At 47.1% G+C, this 19,129-nt stretch carries 16 protein-coding genes; 8 read left to right on the top strand and 8 right to left on the bottom strand.

From position 1 onward, the window contains the following. Nucleotides 1–475: 475 nt before the first annotated feature. Nucleotides 476–970 carry a DUF427 domain-containing protein gene (locus QUA53_RS19275; protein ID WP_333096149.1) on the bottom strand — a complete coding sequence of 165 codons (495 nt, stop codon included), beginning with the start codon at nucleotides 968–970 and terminating at the stop codon, nucleotides 476–478. 112 nt (nucleotides 971–1,082) lie between these two features. Here QUA53_RS19275 and QUA53_RS19270 point away from each other — a divergent pair, with 112 nt between their 5' ends. From QUA53_RS19270 to QUA53_RS19260, 3 genes are all read left to right on the top strand, one after another. Beyond that, nucleotides 1,083–2,345: a GH25 family lysozyme gene (locus QUA53_RS19270; RefSeq protein ID WP_333096150.1), complete on the top strand. Its 1,263-nt coding sequence runs from the start codon at nucleotides 1,083–1,085 to the stop codon at nucleotides 2,343–2,345. Between the two features lie 493 nt (nucleotides 2,346–2,838). Continuing rightward, entirely contained in the window at nucleotides 2,839–4,800 is a 1,962-nt protein-coding gene (locus QUA53_RS19265; protein ID WP_333096151.1) for a cation:proton antiporter domain-containing protein, read from the top strand. Between the two features lie 222 nt (nucleotides 4,801–5,022). Next, nucleotides 5,023–5,844: a methyltransferase domain-containing protein gene (locus QUA53_RS19260; protein ID WP_333096152.1), complete on the top strand. Its 822-nt coding sequence runs from the start codon at nucleotides 5,023–5,025 to the stop codon at nucleotides 5,842–5,844. A gap of 597 nt (nucleotides 5,845–6,441) precedes the next feature. Here QUA53_RS19260 and QUA53_RS19255 read toward each other — a convergent pair. From QUA53_RS19255 to QUA53_RS19230, 6 genes are all read right to left on the bottom strand, one after another. Next, a complete protein-coding gene (locus tag QUA53_RS19255; protein ID WP_333096153.1) occupies nucleotides 6,442–7,041 on the bottom strand; it encodes a Uma2 family endonuclease in 600 nt (199 codons plus the stop codon). Between the two features lie 79 nt (nucleotides 7,042–7,120). Continuing rightward, a complete protein-coding gene (locus QUA53_RS19250) occupies nucleotides 7,121–9,361 on the bottom strand; it encodes a phosphoketolase (RefSeq protein WP_333096154.1) in 2,241 nt (746 codons plus the stop codon). A 210-nt stretch (nucleotides 9,362–9,571) separates the two neighbouring features. Beyond that, nucleotides 9,572–10,795 (bottom strand): COP23 domain-containing protein, encoded by a 1,224-nt coding sequence (locus QUA53_RS19245; RefSeq protein ID WP_333096155.1) that lies wholly within the window; start codon nucleotides 10,793–10,795, stop codon nucleotides 9,572–9,574. A 99-nt stretch (nucleotides 10,796–10,894) separates the two neighbouring features. Further along, a complete protein-coding gene (locus QUA53_RS19240; RefSeq protein ID WP_333220444.1) occupies nucleotides 10,895–11,236 on the bottom strand; it encodes a hypothetical protein in 342 nt (113 codons plus the stop codon). Between the two features lie 18 nt (nucleotides 11,237–11,254). After that, entirely contained in the window at nucleotides 11,255–11,419 is a 165-nt protein-coding gene (locus tag QUA53_RS19235) for a hypothetical protein (protein ID WP_333096157.1), read from the bottom strand. Nucleotides 11,420–11,594: 175 nt separating this feature from the next. Continuing rightward, nucleotides 11,595–12,161, bottom strand: a complete 567-nt coding sequence (locus QUA53_RS19230) for a COP23 domain-containing protein (protein WP_333096159.1) — start codon at nucleotides 12,159–12,161, stop codon at nucleotides 11,595–11,597. A gap of 686 nt (nucleotides 12,162–12,847) precedes the next feature. Between QUA53_RS19230 and QUA53_RS19225 the strand changes: the two genes are divergently transcribed. Further along, nucleotides 12,848–13,453 (top strand): hypothetical protein, encoded by a 606-nt coding sequence (locus tag QUA53_RS19225; RefSeq protein ID WP_333096160.1) that lies wholly within the window; start codon nucleotides 12,848–12,850, stop codon nucleotides 13,451–13,453. 138 nt (nucleotides 13,454–13,591) lie between these two features. Beyond that, a complete protein-coding gene (locus tag QUA53_RS19220; RefSeq protein WP_333096161.1) occupies nucleotides 13,592–14,968 on the top strand; it encodes a cytochrome P450 in 1,377 nt (458 codons plus the stop codon). Between the two features lie 778 nt (nucleotides 14,969–15,746). Here QUA53_RS19220 and QUA53_RS19215 read toward each other — a convergent pair. Further along, nucleotides 15,747–16,034, bottom strand: coding sequence for a hypothetical protein (locus QUA53_RS19215; RefSeq protein ID WP_006632921.1), 288 nt, complete (start codon nucleotides 16,032–16,034; stop codon nucleotides 15,747–15,749). 494 nt (nucleotides 16,035–16,528) lie between these two features. Between QUA53_RS19215 and QUA53_RS19210 the strand changes: the two genes are divergently transcribed. The 3 genes from QUA53_RS19210 to QUA53_RS19200 all read left to right on the top strand — a co-directional run bounded on the left by QUA53_RS19210 (nucleotide 16,529) and on the right by QUA53_RS19200 (nucleotide 18,869). Beyond that, complete coding sequence (locus tag QUA53_RS19210) at nucleotides 16,529–16,789, top strand: MoaD/ThiS family protein (RefSeq protein ID WP_015179186.1); 261 nt, start codon at nucleotides 16,529–16,531, stop codon at nucleotides 16,787–16,789. Nucleotides 16,790–17,159: 370 nt separating this feature from the next. Next, a complete protein-coding gene (thrC, locus tag QUA53_RS19205) occupies nucleotides 17,160–18,458 on the top strand; it encodes a threonine synthase (RefSeq protein ID WP_333096162.1) in 1,299 nt (432 codons plus the stop codon). A 135-nt stretch (nucleotides 18,459–18,593) separates the two neighbouring features. Further along, nucleotides 18,594–18,869: a MoaD/ThiS family protein gene (locus tag QUA53_RS19200; protein ID WP_333096163.1), complete on the top strand. Its 276-nt coding sequence runs from the start codon at nucleotides 18,594–18,596 to the stop codon at nucleotides 18,867–18,869. Nucleotides 18,870–19,129 lie beyond the last annotated feature (260 nt).

Raw genomic sequence — 19,129 nt, 5'->3', positions numbered from 1 at the left:
AGCCAGATCCTTAAGAGTAGACTCTAAAGATAAATTGTTGGGTGAGTTTTCTGGCGAGTTAGACGGCTCAATAAATTCAACAGACACAGCGCAGATCCGAATAAACAATAAAGCAGCAACAAAGCTAGTCTCAACTATTAACTTATCTTAGTATTTGTTTTTTACCATTGGCTGTATTTTGACTACACTATACATTTAAGGGAATAAGCTCATGCTTTAGTTTATGCCCAGCCTGCATTGCCTTGCATTGCCTTGCATTGATGCCTCCTCAATCAATTAGAGATTTATTGAATTATTAGTCATTTTTAACTGTTTGCTTTTTGCAGGGTAAAAAAACGATTTTACCGCCATTTCTCAACTCATTCACGGGTCACACAAACTCAATAAATCAGGTTTTTATAACTAGGTTTTGCGTAATAAAAAAACGCGGTGTCTGCCGCTGTTTTTAACTCAAAACTCACCACTCAACATTCCCTCACCACCCCCAAGTTCCTGGTCCTCCCTTAAACGGGCCAACAATATCTTTGGTAATCCAGCCACCGTAAAAATCCCCTGGTTGAGATTGCACTAATTCCCCGTCCACATAACAGGCATCCATCTTGCTCGGATAAAAAGCCACATAATCTTTAATAGCTGCAAAAACCTGATTGGGATTGGGATAAAACCAAGCTGCATTTACTACTTCTTTCGACTCTACCGTCACAGTGTAATAACTGGCTTGTCCCTTCCACTCGCACCAAGAACCCCGTAAAGTTTTGTGCAAATATTCCATTTTGATGTCATCGGGGCAGATATAGTAGGCAGGAGGGTGACTTGTCTCCAATACCCGCTGAGGACGGCGCGTATCGGCGATCGTCACTCCATTAAAAATTATCTGTACGTGTTTGGTCGATTCCTCAAGCCGAGGGGGACGTGGGTAATCCCAAACAGACTCTTGACCAGGACCGGGATCTATTCGATCGAAGTTCATTTGCACCATCTCCCCTGGAAAAAAACACTTAGCGACTTAGCATTACAATTTAATGTACCCTTAATCGAGTCGCTACTTCAGAGCAAACCAGCTTTTTTCAACTCTTCGTAATATGAGTATTCGCGGTATAGATGTTTCCGACTACCAGCCCAATGTCAATTGGCCAGCAGTTGCCCGGGATGGTATTGTCTTCAGTTTTGTCAAATCGACGGAAGGTGCCACGTTAGTTTCCCCAACTTTCGCTCGCAATTGGGCGGCGATGAAAGCGGCGGGGATTCAACGCGGTGCTTACCACTTTTTTCGACCTGCAAGCAGCGTTCAAGAACAAATCGATTTGTTCCTCAAAACTGTCAAACTCGAAGTCGGGGATTTGCCGCCAGTCTTGGATATGGAAACTACAGGCGGTTTGAGTGTGGATCAATTTTGCGATCGAGCCGCAATTTGGCTAGAAGCAGTCGAAAAAGCCACCTTGATGCGGCCGATTATCTACACCTACCCCGGTTTCTGGGACAACCTGGGGACAAAACGGTTTGCCGATTACCCACTGTGGATTGCTCACTACACCACTGCTGAGGAACCTTGGGTTCCCGGCGGCTGGAAAACTTGGACTTTTTGGCAGTACAGCGACACAGGCACCGTGTCCGGCGTTTCGGGCAATGTAGACACCAATATTTATGAAAGTGTCCGAGAAGGTGCCGTAAGTTATAAAGTGGCAGACATCCAGAGGGAATTAAGAATTAAAGGTTTTTATCCAGGTGCGATGGATGGTAAATTTGCAGCCACTACCACAGCGGCGCTCATCTCGTTTCAGAAATCTCAAGGTCTCAATCCAGACGGCATTGCAAGTCTCCAAACCTGGGCCGCTTTGATGCGAAAATCTCCCAAAGTAGTTGTCCCCCCTCCAGCGCCGACTCCCGCTCCAACTCCCCCTCCCATATCAGCCGTGCGGCTGACTCAGGTATTTTCGTCTTATCGAGCTAGCGCTAGCCAAGATACTGCCTTAATTTGGCTGCAAAGTCAAGTTTCTACCTCTATTTTAGGGGAATTCGCTCAAAAATGGCGGGCAACTACCTTACCTCAAGACAGTAATTTGCGATTGATAGATGTCGGCAAATTTTATCGCGGTTTAGCACAACAAGACCAAGCTTTAGATTGGCTGCAAAAACAAATTTCTCCGGCTATTATTGCCGAGTTTGCCCAAAAGTGGCGCTCTCAATCTACTGGCACTAATTCTCCGATTCGGTTAATAGATGCGTGCAAATTTTATCGGGCCGCACCCCAGCAAAACCAGGCTTTAGATTGGCTGGAAGGGCGAATTTCGCCGACCATTCTATCGGAGTTTTTTCGCAGGTGGCAGAATGCCAATCGATTATAGATTATAGATTTTAGATTTTAGATTGACTCTACAGATGAATCTTGCGGTTTGACCTTTTAGAGGGGAAATCTACTCTAAAGATGAGTCTGGGGGTGCTCGATTTGAGATGTGAGCTTTTTGATTGGAGATTGACTCCACAGATGAATCTGCGAGTTGAAGTCCTCTATAATGGAAAGGCAGGGAAATCTTGGTATCTGAGATGTAAGATTGACTCCCCATCAAAATTCGTCAAATCCTCTCCCTCTGTGCCCGCATCCCCATCGGACTCTGTAACATAACAGACAATCTCTCGCTTAGCTACAGCTTACTGCCATCTTTGACGCCAAGAGAATTATCTGATAAAGTTATAGCCAATATCAAGGTTTTTTAATCTTATTCGCAAAAATCCAGTGCCGTGCCGAGCTGGTAAGCTGGGCCGAAAATAGCGCCTGCACTCCAATTACCCGCGATCGAACATTTAAAACTAAGCGGGCAGCCTGTAACAATTATATCTATGGAAATCTCCTTTAACATCACCCTGTTGATGGTCATGACCGTCATCTGTGGCATCAGCGCTCAAGTTCTCGCCGCTTATTTGAAAGTTCCGGCGATCGTCTTTTTGCTGCTGTTTGGAATTTTAGCCGGCCCAGACTGCTTCGGAGTGCTGCACCCCAATCTGCTGGGCAGCGGTTTGGAAGTTATGGTATCGCTTTGCGTAGCGTTAATTCTGTTTGAAGGCGGCTTGAATTTGGAATTGCGAGATTTAGGAAAACTTTCCGGCAGCATCCGCAATTTAGTTACCGTAGGCACTTTAATTACGCTAATAGGCGGCGGAATGGCCGCACACTGGTTGGGGGAATTTCCCTGGCCGATCGCATTTTTGTATGCTTCTCTAGTAGTAGTCACAGGCCCGACAGTAATCGGCCCTTTGCTCAAACAAGTATCGGTTGACAAACAAGTCGCAGCTTTGCTAGAAGCTGAAGGCGTTTTAATCGACCCTGTCGGAGCAATTCTGGCGGTATTGGTGCTGAATATTATTTTAAACGGCAATGCTGATTTGGTGGTTTTGTTCCGAGATTTAATCGTGCGGCTTTTCGTTGGCGCAGTCGTCGGAGTTGCGGGCGGTTGGTTGCTGGGATTCATTCTCAAGCGATCGCAATTTCTCTCCGAAGACCTCAAAAACTTAGTAGTTTTAGCCGGTTTGTGGGGGTTTTTCGGTTTAGCAGAAGAAATCCGCAGCGAATCGGGACTGATGGCAACTGTCGTATCGGGCATCGTCCTCAGAGCCGCTGCTGTGCCGGAAGAAAGGCTGCTGAGGAGGTTTAAAGGTCAACTGACAGTCTTGGCTATTTCCATGCTGTTCGTGCTGCTGGCGGCCGATTTATCCCTCGCTAGTGTGGTCGCCCTCGGTTGGGGAAGTTTGTTTACAGTTTTAGCTTTAATGTGGGTAGTGCGGCCGATCAACGTTTGGCTGTGTACTTGGAACAGCGGACTGAATTGGCGGCAGAAATTATTTGTTTGTTGGGTAGCGCCGAGGGGAATTGTCTCAGCGTCGATCGCATCTTTATTTGCAATTTTGCTCACCCAGCGGGGAATCAACGGCGGCGACTCGATTAAAGCCTTAGTTTTCCTAACAATTATTATGACAGTTTTCGTCCAGGGACTAACGGCCGGACGGATGGCTCAACTTTTGGGCATCACCTCAAAATCTGCAACCGGTGCTGCAATTGTGGGGTCAAATCCTTTGAGCAGATTAATTGCTCGCTTGTTTCAAGAACGGGGAGAATCGGTGGCAATTATCGACACGAACCCGGAAGCTTGTGCACAAGCAGAACGAGAGGGTTTGCGGGTGTTTTTGAGCAGTGCTCTCGACCACAGCGTGTTAGAAGAAGCCGGACTAGAATCGATGGGAACTTTTCTGGCAATGACTAATAACGGCGAGGTAAACTTAGTGTTAGCTCAGCGGGCGGCAGAAGAGTTTGCACCGCCGAGGGTTTTGGCAATATTTCCCAAAGATCCGCAAGCAAATACGCCTGCAAATCCGACTAAAATTAATCAAGCTTTTGTCTCGGATTTGTCGCTGAAGGATTGGAACGAATATTTGAGCGATGGTGAAGTAAAATTGGGGGAAACTGAGTTAAAAACAGAGGGATTGCAGTTTCAGATTGCTCACTTACAAGCTTTGGTTAAAGCCGGGGAGTTGGTGCCGCTGCTGCTGGAAAGGCAAGGATACTTGCAAGTAGTGTCGGCGACTCAGATTTGGCAAGCAGGCGATCGAATAATTTATTTGTTGTACGATCCGACGCCGAAATTGTTGAAAAGATTGTCTGGTTCGTCTCAGTCTCGTTTGACTTTGGAAAAGCATCAGGTAGTTGAAGAAGTGCCGATTCCTGCTGCGGTTTTAAAGCAGGTTTTGGAAGAAAAATCAGTAATAGCCAAGGAAAAGGAAATTTTGCAGCCACCAGTTTCTAGGTAGGGCATTAATCCTAGGTCTGACTAGCGCTAATACCAAGCCTGAAAAATTATTGCTACCATAGAATTTTTGGGTTTGTTTCGTCCATTCAATGTGTAGGGTGCGTCGCCGAAAAAAAGTCGATTAAATTTAGGGATTGAGCCAGCTACGCACCCGAAGATTACTGTTGCACGATTGGAAAAATGGTATAAAATCTAGGCGTCCAGCAAGAAGAAGGATAATTTTATGACAGCAGAAGGTTCGTATCAAGCAAGTACGTTCAATCGAGACCTTGAGACAGAAATCCAGCGGTTAAAAGCTCAAGTTCACCTCAGTTGGGCAAAGGAAGCGCGCACTTTAAAGTGGTTCGGCTTGACCGACGGGATGAATGTTATGGAAGCGGGTAGCGGGCCGGGATTCTTCACGGAAAAACTTGTAGAATTCCTGCCCAACAGTTCGATAACAGCGGTAGAAATTGACCCCGTACTGCAGGAAAAAGCAGCAGAATATTTGCACCGAAAAGCGGACGGTCGAGTAAATTATGTGCAAGCATCGGTTGGGGATACGGGTTTACCTACTAACAGTTTTGATTTCGCGATCGCCCGTTTGCTGTTCCTTCACCTCCCCGATCCTGTCGCAGCAGCTAGAGAAATATTCCGCATCTTGAAGCCTGGGGGAAAACTGGTAATTATCGATGCCGATGGGGATCTGTTTTGGCTGACAGATCCACCTTTGTCAGTGGAGACTCTCAAGAAGAAATTAAACCAGGTAACGGCATTGCGGGGTGGCCATGGATACTTTGGACGACATCTGTGTCGGCTTCTGAAAGAAGTTGGATTTGTTAGCGTTGATTTAGAAGTGGCTGTCAGCCACAGCGATATTATCGGAATTGAAGCATTTGAATCTTTGCTGGACTCCGGGCCCATTTTACAAATGGTCAAACAGGGGTTGATTTCAGAGTCAGACATAGAAAGCTACCTGGTTTCGCGGGATGAATTTTTAGCTGCGGGCGATAGACGATTAATGATGAGTTTTTGGCTAATGGCTTGCGGGGAAAAAAATGAATAAAATTAAGGCAATTTTTTTCACTAAACGTTGATATTCCGCTACAGCGAAGCTTCTAGCACTATCGCTAAATTCGCAGCTAACAAAGCAAACTTATCTAACAGTAAAACAAGAAAAACTTCCGAATAAATTCTCCCCTCAGCATTAGGTTAAAACTTCACCTATAGCTCTAGAATCGTATCCGCTCAAATCGGGTAGAATCGTTCTGGTCAAATCGAGTCAACAGTCAACCATCACGGATGCTGCCACCGAACTCGATCTAATTCATCTGCGTTAATCTGTGTTTATTTGCCCTCATCTGCGGTTTTAAAAAGAGAAATTTTCGGATCGCAGATGACAATGGATTGACGCAGGTTCACGCAGCTCAACAGAATAGACATAGGAATAATTCCGATCCTAAAAGATTTCATATAAAAGCTATAAAATTTCCTCTTTCTGAGCTTAGTAACTTGACACCTACCAATCTAACAAATCCTGGGAGCCGATCGCGCAAAGGTTGTTTGTGAGAGTCAATTGTTGTCTGTCACATTTTAGCTTAACCAATCAAGCCGTTAGCGAGGCCCTCGTAGTCGATCGTACTTTTTACCACCTCCTCAGCATTCAACCCACTTGCCGAATTCCATTAAGAAACTCTGTCCTTGCCTCAATCCTTGAAGGCATTAAAACGCAGCGTACCAACAATTCTAAATCCAACTCCGGCAAAAACTCGCTTCTTGAAACTTGCTCGTAATCATCCTCGCGCAGCCGATAGACAGCAAGCTGATTATTTTCCCAAAACCAAACTTCCGCAATGCGAAGTCGCAGATATTTAGCTAGTTTATTTGTGCTACCGCTAGTAATCGTTACTTCCACGGCTAAATCGGGATGTTCTTTTCTTGAACCTATATAATAAGACTCGTCTGGTTCAAATGATACATCTCTTGCCCGGTTTCTGCGAGTCGCACTACCTACAGGAATATATTCAATTCCCATTTCACAAAAGTAGAGTTGTAGCAAAAAATTAAGAATACAACTGATTGTCTCATGTGCTTCACCCAGTGTCATAAACTCGATCCACCCATCAAGATAAGTTATCCGCAAACCCGGAGAGTCTGCCATTAAAGATTCGAGATCCTCAAATTGCTCCCAAGTATAATAACCGGGGAGAAGCAATCGCTGTTCCGCAAGCGTACCTTTTTCTTCTAAAAGTTGTGCAGTCACAGGTATCACCATCCTATTTTAAATATTACTAGCCCCTACCCAGGACAAACCAGGCAGGGGCATTCACTCATATTCTAACTTAATGAACTAGCTCGATCGCCCTTTTAGTCAACGCCTCAGCAGTCAACCCATTAAACGCCATCAACTGACCAGCACTAGCAGTCGTTTCCCCCCGCTTCCAAGCGAAAGTATCCCGCTTGCAATTGCTGCGGAGCATCACAGGTTCCAACATCCCAGAAGCACCGCCTGTCACGCCAATCAAAGCATCTCCGCCAAACAATTCGGCAAATTTCTCATCGCTCAAAAAGCCGCCGTCAGCTTCCGAACAAGTATCCCAAGCAACATCGCTAGCACGGTACAAACGCCGGGGATTCACAACAGAAACAATCCGCACTCCAATCCCTTCTGTTTCCAAAAATGCCGCCGCTTCAAACACTGGCATTAACGTCATGTCGCCGACAACTGCAAACACAACTTTCTTGCTCCCCCCTTGATTGTGGGGAGCTTGCGGGGAATCGACTTCGTGCAGCACTATTGCACCGTCTTGCAAACCTTGGCGAGTCTGTTCAAAAGTAGTGCGAATTGGCAGTGGCGACTTGCTTGCAGTAATCACAACTCCCTTATTTTTAGCAGTCAAAGCCCACTCATAACAAGCTTGAATGCTGTTAGCATCCGGTGGAAACAAAGGAAACACATTTCCGTTCCGCATCATCGCCGCAAAATAAGCCTCAATTTCCGGCCGCTGGTGCGTCCAACCGTTCCGGCCTTGTTCCAATGCACCCGCTGTAAATAAGGTGACAGTTGCCGGAGTTGGACGGCGCAATTCTGCCATTGCTTGGGTTACAGTTTGCCAAATTGGTAAACCGTTAATGGCAAAAGATTCGTAGGAACACCACAAACTCCGCGCTCCAAATAGCGATAAACCTACGGCTAAACCGGCGCAAGCATCTTCGCTCAAAGGTTCGTAAACTTGACCGTTGGGCGATTGATTGTAGAGGTCATCTGTCGTGGGGTGAATAATCTTGAGAGCTTGGTTGATATTGGCAATTGCCGATGCTTCATTGCCGTCAGCATTAGTGACAAGAAAAGTACGATCGCGCTCGCCAACTTTCCCTACCAAAAACCCCATTGCTGTTGTCGAAATCTTCGGTTCTCCCCCAACCGCAAATTCTTCCAAAGGTAATTCGCCTAAATCTGCCAGCGGCAATGTAAACTCAGTAACAACTGTTTTCGCCGCCGGCCCGCCGCCCGCACGCTCGCAATTTGTCCGCACCAACTCCCAAGCACCAGCAGTCAAAGCGCGCTCTTTTAAAGCACTGATAATGTGCGGAGCATCCAGCGTATCTTTCGGATAAAGGTTGTGAGATTTTGCGCCGCGCGCGTGGACGCCGGCACCTTTCAACTGTTTGATGATAAATACAGTTAATTTGCCGCCGAGAGCAGATTTTGCCGCTTTGTCAACTCCTTGTAAAACAGCTTTGGTAAATGCCATACGCTGTTCGAGGGAAAAAGCAGTGCTGTCAACATAATCTTCCGGTTGATTTTTATCGTCAAATTCCTTAGCATCAACTAAGATAACTTCTTCAAAACCGTTGCCTTGCCAATAAGCAATCATTTCAGCATTAGTTTTAGTCGAAACCATGCTGTGATGTTCCTGAGAATATCCGTTCCAAACCAACACAGGCAAAAAGTTAGTAACACTCGGATAAGCAGTGTGGAAATGCGCCATGCTGCTCATCGGATAGGGTTCGCCCATGCCGCCGTCGCCCATTGTGAAAGCAAACAGTTTTTCGCGGTGCAAAATCGCTCCAGCCATTGCGAAATGCTGCCCTTGTCCGAGGGGACCGGCCGGTGCTAAAAGGCCGGGAATGAAACCGGAAAGATGCCCTAACAAACCGTCTTTTTCTCGGAATTTATCGCGCATTTGCTGCACGTTAACAATTCCCATATCCTCTAAAGATCGATCGAGAAACATGGCACTGTAAAAGCCAGGGGCGTGATGGCCGACTTCGGTGACAATGTTCTTGTGTCCGAGCATCACCAAAGCGGCATAAGCCTCAGCTTGGCTAGCAAAACCCCCCGGATGTCCCGATGCCTTGCTGGCGGTAACTTGCAGCGTCAGGTAGCGCAGGGCGTCTGCTCCCAGCATCGTTTGAAAGACGGCGACGGGATCGGCAGGATCGGCGATCGACTTGCTCCCCTCGGCGATCGCAGGTGCTTTCCCATAAGTCTCAAAACCAGGGAGTGTTTCCGAAAAATATTGAATGCCTTCGCAAAAAGCGGGCGTTGTTGACGTTGCCTGCGGGGTAGTTGCTGTCATGCTTGATACCTAAAAAATTTGAATTCGATTAATGTAAGAGTAATTTTATAGCTTCCGCGTTCCAAAAAATCATGAGTTCTATTATGTCAGTGATAAATAAGTAAAATATCTCAATTTTTAAGCTAACAAGTAGTTGTTTGAGAACCCCGACTTTTTGCATAAGTCGGGGTTCTGTGTTTACCCATTACTAATCCATCTCAACTCCCAAATCTAAAATTGTTCCAGCCGTTCCCGGACATCGATATAAAGCGCAGTACCGCTTTCAGAAAGAGAAGGCACAGCCTTTTGATTCCCCAGCCAAACAAAAAAACTGCTAAGTGCAGGAGTCGGATCTTGATCGCGGCGCAGCGTGTAGATCAAACCTTCGCAAGGCCCATTAACGCGGCTTGTAGTGCAAATCGCTTTCTGGTTATTTACAATACCCACCGTGACATAATTTAGCTGTTTATTTCGGTTATAATTTTCAAGGCGCTGAGTCACTTGTTGGCAGCGAGTTAGAGGATCGTAGCCCGAACTAGAAAAGAAATTAGAATTCCAGCGAATCCAAGGCTCCCTGAACCCTTGCGGATTTTGATACACAGTCACGGGCTCGCCCGTCGAGGTATCGCACACAAATCCTCCATAACCCAGACTCGGCTGGTTTTGACCAGAGGCGGTGCTGATTGAAAGATTGCTGAGAATATCAAATCCGTTACGCTTATTTTGTGATAGCAACTCCCTAAAAGCATCGATCGGGATTGCCGCGTTCAACCCCGTTTTTATCTCCTCAATCTGACCGTTCCACTGACTTCTAATTGTGCCAACAGTATCCCCCTGGCCGTGAATTCCTACCACCCTGCCATCAGCATCAAATACAGGCCCGCCACTCATCCCGCGCCTGGTTACAGCTTGGTAGCGCAGACGATACCCCGATGAGGCGGTCCCCAAGCGAGAAGAGATGATACCAGCAGTAAACTCAAGTTTTCGTTCAAATCCCGAAATTGGCAGCGGATAGCCAGAAACGTAAATAGCAGAACCAACAACAGCACGTTCTGACTGGCCCATTGGTGCTACTGGATACTGTTCTCGGCTCTGAAACTGTATCAATGCCAAGTCTATATCCCTGTCATTTTTCGGTAGTCGCTGTATTCTAATCGCAGCATAGTCCTTCTCCAAATGAGTGCGAATGCTGTATTTTTGAGCGAGGCTTGCCACTACATGATTAGCTGTCAGAACAGTGTAAATATTACCCTGTTTGGCAATAATTACTCCCGATCCGCTAGCAAAAAACCCCAGCGTATTGTTGACTTCCACAGTTGTCAAGGTCGCTAGCTGGGCAATTTCTTCGGCTGTTTTGGCACAGGCAGCATATTGTTGGCTGACAACCGCCGTCACTGTTAATGCACCTGTCAAGATGATTGTTAGCGCGTCAAACCGCAAACTCCACACATTCATCGATAACTCCCTAGATAAGACGAGGCGAACTGCAAGTATATACCGAGCGGAATTCCCTAACTGGATTTAACCATTTTCTTCCATAATTCCGCTATTAATTCATATCAAATCCGGGTACATCGGAAGGATATATAGGAAACGGCACTGACGTTTCCCTACAATTAATCGCGGTAGGGAAACGGCACTGCCCTGTCGAAAGCTGTGGGTAATATTAATTTCGATGCTACCGAATTTGATATCACTTCCATCTTCAAAAGCATAGACGCCAAAATTTGGATCTCGATACTTGCCCCTACCGTTAATCCCAACCAAGAAACCTTTGGCATTAAAAATCGGGCTGCCACTCATGCCGATTTTAACCTCATTTGTATAGCCCAAGCTATAACCTTGAGCCAAAGATTTGGGTAGCAGCACCGAAACGAAGTCCGCGTCACCGCCCAAGCCCCAACCTCAGCAACCCTAGGAGACTGCCAGCACGGGATCTGACACCGCTTCTGGCTCGCTGCTTAATGGTGCTATTTTATACTCGATCGCCCTGGGAAACTGAACGATCGCCGGCTCGATATCGCCCAGCCGCCTCAGAACTCCTAGCAGTGGGTGGAGGAGACCGTCGTCGGTGACCATTGTCCGATCGCCACAACGTGCTAGTTAGTCAGCACCCTATAGGTTTGCCCCTGCTGCCGGACGATCGTCCCGCAACCAGAAGATTTCCCCGTCTGGATGCGTACCGCTGTTTAACGCGCCAAGTTTTCGACATCCACCCTTGGAATTGGTGACGAAATGGAAAATTTTTCCATCTTTAAGGCAGTCCCGACGGCGGGGAAAAAGGGGGCAGTTGCGCCTCATCATCCATTTTTTCCCCTAGCTTTTCCCTGACATCAATGTAAGGAATTTTACTGGTTTCATCAAAAGACGGCATCCCGACATATCCTTGGCGCCAAGCCAACAAATTATACAAAGAGCCGATCGGGTCTTGGCCGGGTCTGAGGGTATAAATCAAATTTTGACACAGCCCATTGACTTGATTCGCCGTGCAGATGACGTTCTGGCCGTTCATCTGACCTGCAGTAATGTACTTAAGCATTCGTCGGCGGCGATAGGTTTCGAGGCGTTGACTCACTAATTGACACCGAGTTACCGGATCGTACCCAGAACCGGAGAAATAATCGGAAGTCCACTCAATCCAAGGCTCTACGGCACCTTGAGCGTTTTGGTACACCGTCACCGGCGCGCCGGTCGAGGTACTGCACCAAAATCCACTTTCCCCCTGTGCTCGCCGAGCGTAACTAGGTTGAGAAGCAACCGTCAAGCCGCTGAGGGCGATCGCTGTTGCCACCAAAACTTTTGTCAATAATTGCTGTTTCATGATTTTTTCACTGTGTTTTATGAGATTTGGCACAAAATCAGCGAACGCTCCTATAACACCCTTGAGACGCCTGTTCGTTAAAGATCGGCTGACTGGGGAATTATGTGATTCACGACTTGACCAGAAAGCAGTTTTTTTTACGAAAACACTTCGTTGCAGCTCTTATGCCTGGTTAAAAAACCCGGTTTCTTTGCTCTTGATTCGTAAGTTTTGATATTGTTCGCGACTTGCACATTCCCTCTAACGGCGATTTCGGCGCTGTTAAAAAAGCGCTCCGAAGGCGAGCTTAAAATGCCCCCGCCAGTCTGAACTATGTTGTCATTACTACTAATCCAACTCAGGCTGTCGCAAACCGGAAAGAGGCTCTTGGTCTCAGACATTGGGATGGCTCGAATTGCAACGGTACATCTGACCACTGACACGGTATTTGGTATCACTTAAGCTCTAGGTCGCTAGCTTTATCTGCTGAGATACGGAGACGCCTGGGTTGCACAGATGAGGGGTATTACCCTATGTGCCTGATCGAACACTAAATTGAACGTATTAACCAGAACTCTTAACTTGTTTTCATCTCCGGATTAGGGATACCTAGAAATACTTCTAAGTGAGTGTAATCAGGGAGTAAGTGCTTTCTACCACCAAAGTTCATCCTCGGTACACTAACGTTTAGTTGAGTATTAAAAACTATGAACCGTATCTGCAAACAGTTCGGGTATTTAGCGACTGGATTAATTCTGACTGGCGCTAGCAGTTGTTCTAGCTATGATGCAGCTAACTCGGCCGAAAACCAGAGGCAATTCCCAGCAAGCGGGCGTCAGTTCCCACACTTACAGCTAATGGGAAATCAAATTGAGGCTCGATCGAGCCAATTAACGCAGCCTTCTAACTCTGTTGCCTCAGTTTTAGGCAGTGCTGCCCTCTCAGAAAATACTGCCACCGTTACGGTTTATAAGGTAGACAATCTGTGTCAAACTCTGAAGCCGGAAACAGTTACAGGCCCAGACAAACAGTTAATGTCATCCGCGGTTAATGAAGTGTTAAAGCAGCAGATTTTCGATAGTCTTGGTTTGGCTGGTTATCGCCTCAAGATCGATCGCAACCTCGGAATAGCTACCGTGGATCTGCGAGCCTCCGGAAATTCGCGGCAGAAATTGCAAAATCTGTCCAGTTGTCAGATGTTAGGTTTGTTCGGGGGCGTGCGCCAAACTTTAACCAGTTATGCTCCTTGGCAAATCAAAACTGTTCGTTTTACAGAGCTTGGAGAGGATATTTTGAGCACCGTTCGAGAATAAGCTATTAAAATTATTGGAGATGGGACTTACGCAATTCTCCCCTTAAAAAAAAGCGTTGGGAGGGATTGAACAAACCTTCAAACCGTTTGAGATTTCTTGATGCTGCTAAGTCCTGTGACCCAAACCCCGGTAATTCCTATGACGCTACCTAACGGCCCCAAAGCTCCACCCCTTGTGCAGCTAATTCAATGGATCGGCGATCCGCTGACATACATGGATAAATGTGCCAAACAATACGGCGACATTTTCACAGCTCAAGTGAACAACGGGAAACCATTGGTGATGATCCACCACCCCCAAGCTGTCCAGGAGATGCTCAATAGCAGCGCGTTTCACGCTCCAGGCCGCCTGAACAGCATCCTAAAACCCTTGATGGGAGAACAATCCATGATTATGCTGTCGGGAGAAAGGCACAAACGCGAGCGCCAATTATTGATGCCACCCTTTCACGGGGAACGGATGCGGAATTACGGCCAACTAATTTGCGATATAGCTCAAGATGTTGCCAGCAAATGGTCGGTCGATCGACCTTTTGTGGCCCGCAGCGCGATGCAGGAAGTCACCATGCGGGTAATCTTGCAAGCTGTCTTCGGCATGGATGACGGGCCGCGATTGGAAGAGATCAGGCCCCTACTTGCCTCAGTCCTCGATATGACCAACTCTCCCCTGCGATCGAGTATGCTGTTTTTCGGCTGGATGCAGCAAGATTGGGGCGCTTGGAGTCCTTGGGGACGTATGAAACAGCGGCAGCGGAAAATTGACGAACTGATGGACGCGGAAATTGAAGAACGCAGACTGCAACCAGACGCCAATCGCACCGACATTCTCAGCTTAATGATGGCCGCGCGTGACGAAAACGGGCAACCAATGACGAATGAAGAATTGCGCGACGAGTTGATGACGCTGCTGTTTGCAGGCCACGAAACCACAGCAACGGCCCTAGCTTGGGCGTTTTACTGGATTCACCACTTGCCCTCCGTGCGCCAGAAGTTGCTGCAAGAATTGGACAGTTTGGGGGAAAATCCCGACCCGATGGAGATTTTTCGCTTACCTTACCTGAGTGCAGTTTGTCAGGAGACGCTGCGAATTTACCCGGTGGGAATGCTGACGTTTGCGCGAGAAGTGCTCAGGCCCGTGGAACTGATGGGACATCAACTCGAACCGGGAACGGTTGTCGTCGGCTCGATTTATTTGACCCACAGACGGGAGGATTTGTATCCAGAACCCCTGCAATTTAAACCGGAACGGTTTTTACAGAGGCAATTCTCGCCTTACGAGTATTTGCCTTTTGGAGGCGGCAGCCGCCGCTGTATCGGCTTGGCGCTGGCGCAGTTGGAGATGAAACTCGTGCTGGCCACCATTTTGCGGGATTTCGACCTAGTATTGGCCGAGAAAAAGCCCGTACAGGCCAAACGCCGAGGGGTGACTTTAGGACCTGCCGGCGGCGTGCGGATGGCCCTGCTGGGGCGGCGGATGCGGCAGCAGATGCCTGAACCTGTCGCTAGTGGGGTTTGATGTCGCAGCGGTGGCAGCGGGCGATCGAACTTTCTGCTTTGAGTGCCCACCATTTAGGGAGAAGGTGCGATCGTCCGCAAATGCCACCATTTTTTGTAGCACCCGCTACAGATAAATAGCTATAATCCTTAACCTGTAACCATCGCCCCTCTCAATTTTCAAATTTTCAGTCTAAAATAGTTGCAGCCTTGCAACATTGGTAACAAGTTAAGCTAAGAAAGCATTTGTCAATCAGCAATTATGCTCAACATTTACTCGGATTTTGGGCATAAAACTGAGATTTGGGCGATCGAGGAATCCTGCCGAGGGTGATATTTATACCTACTCCCTCTCAAATCGTGAATTTTCCACTCCTCAAAAAGCAGTTTTTTTGAGTAATATTACTGATTGACAAATGCAATTAAGTTTTAACTTGTCACCAATGGCCTTGCAAACACAGCCTGAAAGCAAAAGTGGGTGATTGCAATAGTCCTCTTGATATCTCAAAAGCCTGCCTGCCATACTTTAAAAACATATGCATACCCTGTTATTCAGCAAGGTCGGAAGCGTGTTGGCATTGCCAGCAATCTTCCGGCCTCTTTATTTTTTGGGCTACTTGAGGCATTGGGAACAAGATGCAGAAGGCAAGGCAAAAGTATAAATTCTCCTCCTGTCCTCGTCTACCCCTGTCCCCAATCTAGAGCTTCTGCCTCTAATTCCAATAGAATCCGACAGCAAGTTTAAGGAATCACTAAGGAATAATTAATGATTTGTTAAATTATCTCCTTCTGTCCTTCTCTCAATCTTCTGTTTTCAGAAATTCCGATACCGAGACAGACTTCGGGAGACTCTCCAGATCTTGAATTTCGCTTTCGTGGGCAAAGAACTCGACTTCTTTGTCGTCAATCTGGATCTGATAGCTAGCGGTAGCTGTCACAACCCGTCGCTTTTTTTTATCTTCTATTAAAACCCAACACACGACAGGTCTTACCCATCTCTCAACGTGCTGGCTTTGCTTGGTACTCCCAAAGGCATACCAGCCTTTCGCTTCAATAATTTGAAGCACTTTAAAATCGTTATTTGCCATATATTTATATCGCGTTAACTTCAGTATTCTTCTTAGATAGAACTGCTAGCTTACTAAGCAGGGCAAAGGTTTTGCAATTCTAAGCCGCACTAGATAACCTGATTTTTATTCAAGAGAAGCGGGTTGACAAGGCATTGTCTGCGTTGTTGCCCGCTAAATGTAGTGCGAGCTTTTTGTACTCTCCCACAATTACTGTCAAGTATCTATACCGCATCCTCAAAAATTATTCTCGCATTAGCCTCAACAGCAGCCAACTAGACCTTAGCTAGCTGCATCTAACTGGATGCCAACAGCTTCTAACGCTTGGTTGGTGAGAGAGATCGGCATACAATCTTGTTAAGACTTTTTGCTGCAATCAACTATCATCTTTACCCGCTGGGGTAAAACTTAACTAGAGGTTGCCGCTTTCAATTCTAAGCCTCGGCGCGCCTAATTCCTAATTAATTGTATGGTGTAGTTGATAATTGCCAAACTGTCGATCGCACTCAACAGCCGTGTCTAACTCTTCGATTACCATCACCGTTAAACTTTTCGCCGCCTTCGGTGAAGCCTACGGCGTTTCGGAACTTACATTAGAACTTCCTCCCGAAACCCCAGTGTCTCAAGTGCTCGAAAGCTCGATCGCCCAATATCCTCAATTAGAACAATGGCGCGACCGCACCCGCTTCGGCCTCAACCTGGAATTCGTCTCCCCCGACACCATCCTCCAAGACGGCGACGAAGTTGTACTCATCCCCCCCGTCAGCGGCGGCTAGGTTAAGTTGGTTAATCAAAAATTCGAGGTTTTGTAGTTGTGTTCGATCGCACGACTGCCCAATTGCGATCCCAAAAAAGGTTTATTAAGTTTTGTAACAATTTCGTCGGCAAATCATCCTTGAACTCGATCGGGATCGGGTGCGGGCCTGACAATCTGGATTCCCAGCCCGATCCAGAAAACAAGTCAAATCCTTGTGGGGTCAGCGTCCCGTCCGCCCAAATATCTAAGTTAAATACACCGCTGTTTAACTCAAAAGTAACTGAAAAATCAATCCCGACTAAAAAAATCGGGTATAGTTGACGGGCTAAATTGACCGTGCTAATCTTGCACAAGACTAAGAAAACATCGCAAAACTAGAGAGTTGAGCTATGACCCAGGCGACCAGAACCCAATCCACAGCAGCAACCTTCACAGCCCTTAAATGTAAAGAATGCGGCGAAGAGTACGAACTCCAAGCCAAGCACGTCTGCGATTGCTGTTTTGGCCCGCTAGAAGTCAAGTACGACTACGACGCCATCCGCCGCAGCGTCACTCGCCAAACCATCGAAGCCGGCCCCAACTCGATATGGCGCTACCGCGCATTTTTACCAGTCGCTACAGATAACGTCATCGATGTCGGCACCGGCATGACTCCTCTATTAAAATCCCACCGCTTGGCGCGCCGCCTCGGTCTAAAAAATCTTTATATTAAAAACGATGCCGTCAATATGCCCACTCTCAGCTTTAAAGACAGAGTGGTGTCAGTCGCCCTCAGCAGAGCCAGAGAATTGGGTTTCACAACGGTATCCTGTGCCAGCACGGGCAATTTAGCTAACTCTACGGCTGCGATCGCCGCCCACGCCGGACTCGACTGCGTAGTCTTCATTCCCTCCGACTTAGAAGCAGGCAAAGTCCTCGGCACTCTGATTTACAATCCAACTGTCATGGCAGTTCACGGCAACTACGACCAAGTTAACCGTCTCTGTTGCGAAGTCGCCAATACACATGGCTGGGGATTTGTCAATATCAACTTGCGGCCCTACTATTCCGAAGGCTCAAAAACCCTCGGCTACGAAGTTGCCGAACAGCTAGGCTGGCAATTGCCCGATCACATCGTCGGTCCCCTCGCCTCCGGCTCTTTGTTCACAAAGATTTACAAAGGCTTTAATGAATTCATCGAAGTCGGTTTAGTGGACGAAAAGAAAGTTCGGTTCAGCGGCGCTCAAGCTGACGGCTGTTCCCCCATCGCCCAAGCATTCCGCGAAGGTCGTGATTTCGTCACACCGGTGAAACCGAATACAATTGCTAAGTCGATCGCGATCGGCAATCCAGCAGACGGTATGTACGCCTTGGAAATCGCCCGCAAAACAGGTGGCAACATTGAATCCGTCAGCGACACCGAAATCATCGAAGGCATGAAACTGCTAGCAGAAACCGAAGGCATATTCACTGAAACCGCAGGCGGCACCACAATCGCAGTCTTGAAGAAACTCGTAGAAGCAGGTAAAATCAATCCCGATGAAACCACAGTCGTTTACATCACCGGCAACGGTTTGAAAACGCAAGAAGCAGTTCAAGGCTACATCGGCGAACCCATCACCCTCGAACCGAAACTAGAAGCGTTCGAGCGCGCCCTAGAACGCGCCCGCACACTGGAACGCTTAGAATGGCAACAAGTTTCGGTTTAACAGCTATTAGCCAGTAGTCGGCAGTCATTAGTCATTGGTTGTTAAGCTGTTGACTGATGACTACTGACTGATTACTGAGGACTAATGACTGAGGACTAATAACTAATAAATGACTACTGACTAAGGACTAAAAAAATGACCGTCAAAGTTTTAATTCCCACTCCCCTGCAAAAATTTACAAACAATCAAGCCACCATCGAATGCGCCGGCGAGAACATTTCCGAACTAATTGAATCGCTGGAAACAAATTGTCCCGGCATCAAAAAAAGCCTGTGCGACGAAAAAGGAGAGCCCCGCAGATTTCTCAACTTCTACGTCAACAGCGAAGACATCCGCTTTTTGGACGGCTCAAAAACTGCTCTCCAAGATGGCGATGAAGTCAGCATTGTTCCAGCAGTTGCTGGTGGCTGATTTTGCAACCGCAGATGGTGGCTGATAAATACAGATGAACGCAGATAGAATTAATTACTATCTGCGTTCATTTGCGTTTATCGACGGTTAAAAACTATTCGCTCACTTAGTGATACCAATTCACTATGAAGATACACTAAATGAGCTGGCGGGGTGACAACCCCGCCGCAACCAAGATAGAGTGAGGTGTTAACCGACTTGTGGTAAAAAAAGATAGGTCAGAAGAAGGTTCCCAACGACCTATCAAAAAATATGCTACC

It is taken from the genome of Microcoleus sp. Pol12B3 (assembly GCF_036701355.1).
GTDB lineage: Bacteria > Cyanobacteriota > Cyanobacteriia > Cyanobacteriales > Microcoleaceae > Microcoleus.
The sequence above is the reverse complement of the archived record's forward strand: the minus strand, read 5'-3'. Positions and strand labels throughout refer to the sequence as shown.

Coding starts and splice junctions, on each gene's coding strand:
- QUA53_RS19275 (WP_333096149.1), bottom strand. CDS start 970: ATGAACTTCGATCGAATAGATCCCGGTCCTGGTCAAGAGTCTGTTTGG.
- QUA53_RS19270 (WP_333096150.1), top strand. CDS start 1,083: ATGAGTATTCGCGGTATAGATGTTTCCGACTACCAGCCCAATGTCAAT.
- QUA53_RS19265 (WP_333096151.1), top strand. CDS start 2,839: ATGGAAATCTCCTTTAACATCACCCTGTTGATGGTCATGACCGTCATC.
- QUA53_RS19260 (WP_333096152.1), top strand. CDS start 5,023: ATGACAGCAGAAGGTTCGTATCAAGCAAGTACGTTCAATCGAGACCTT.
- QUA53_RS19250 (WP_333096154.1), bottom strand. CDS start 9,361: ATGACAGCAACTACCCCGCAGGCAACGTCAACAACGCCCGCTTTTTGC.
- QUA53_RS19245 (WP_333096155.1), bottom strand. CDS start 10,795: ATGAATGTGTGGAGTTTGCGGTTTGACGCGCTAACAATCATCTTGACA.
- QUA53_RS19235 (WP_333096157.1), bottom strand. CDS start 11,419: ATGGTCACCGACGACGGTCTCCTCCACCCACTGCTAGGAGTTCTGAGG.
- QUA53_RS19230 (WP_333096159.1), bottom strand. CDS start 12,161: ATGAAACAGCAATTATTGACAAAAGTTTTGGTGGCAACAGCGATCGCC.
- QUA53_RS19225 (WP_333096160.1), top strand. CDS start 12,848: ATGAACCGTATCTGCAAACAGTTCGGGTATTTAGCGACTGGATTAATT.
- QUA53_RS19220 (WP_333096161.1), top strand. CDS start 13,592: ATGACGCTACCTAACGGCCCCAAAGCTCCACCCCTTGTGCAGCTAATT.
- QUA53_RS19215 (WP_006632921.1), bottom strand. CDS start 16,034: ATGGCAAATAACGATTTTAAAGTGCTTCAAATTATTGAAGCGAAAGGC.
- thrC (WP_333096162.1), top strand. CDS start 17,160: ATGACCCAGGCGACCAGAACCCAATCCACAGCAGCAACCTTCACAGCC.
- QUA53_RS19200 (WP_333096163.1), top strand. CDS start 18,594: ATGACCGTCAAAGTTTTAATTCCCACTCCCCTGCAAAAATTTACAAAC.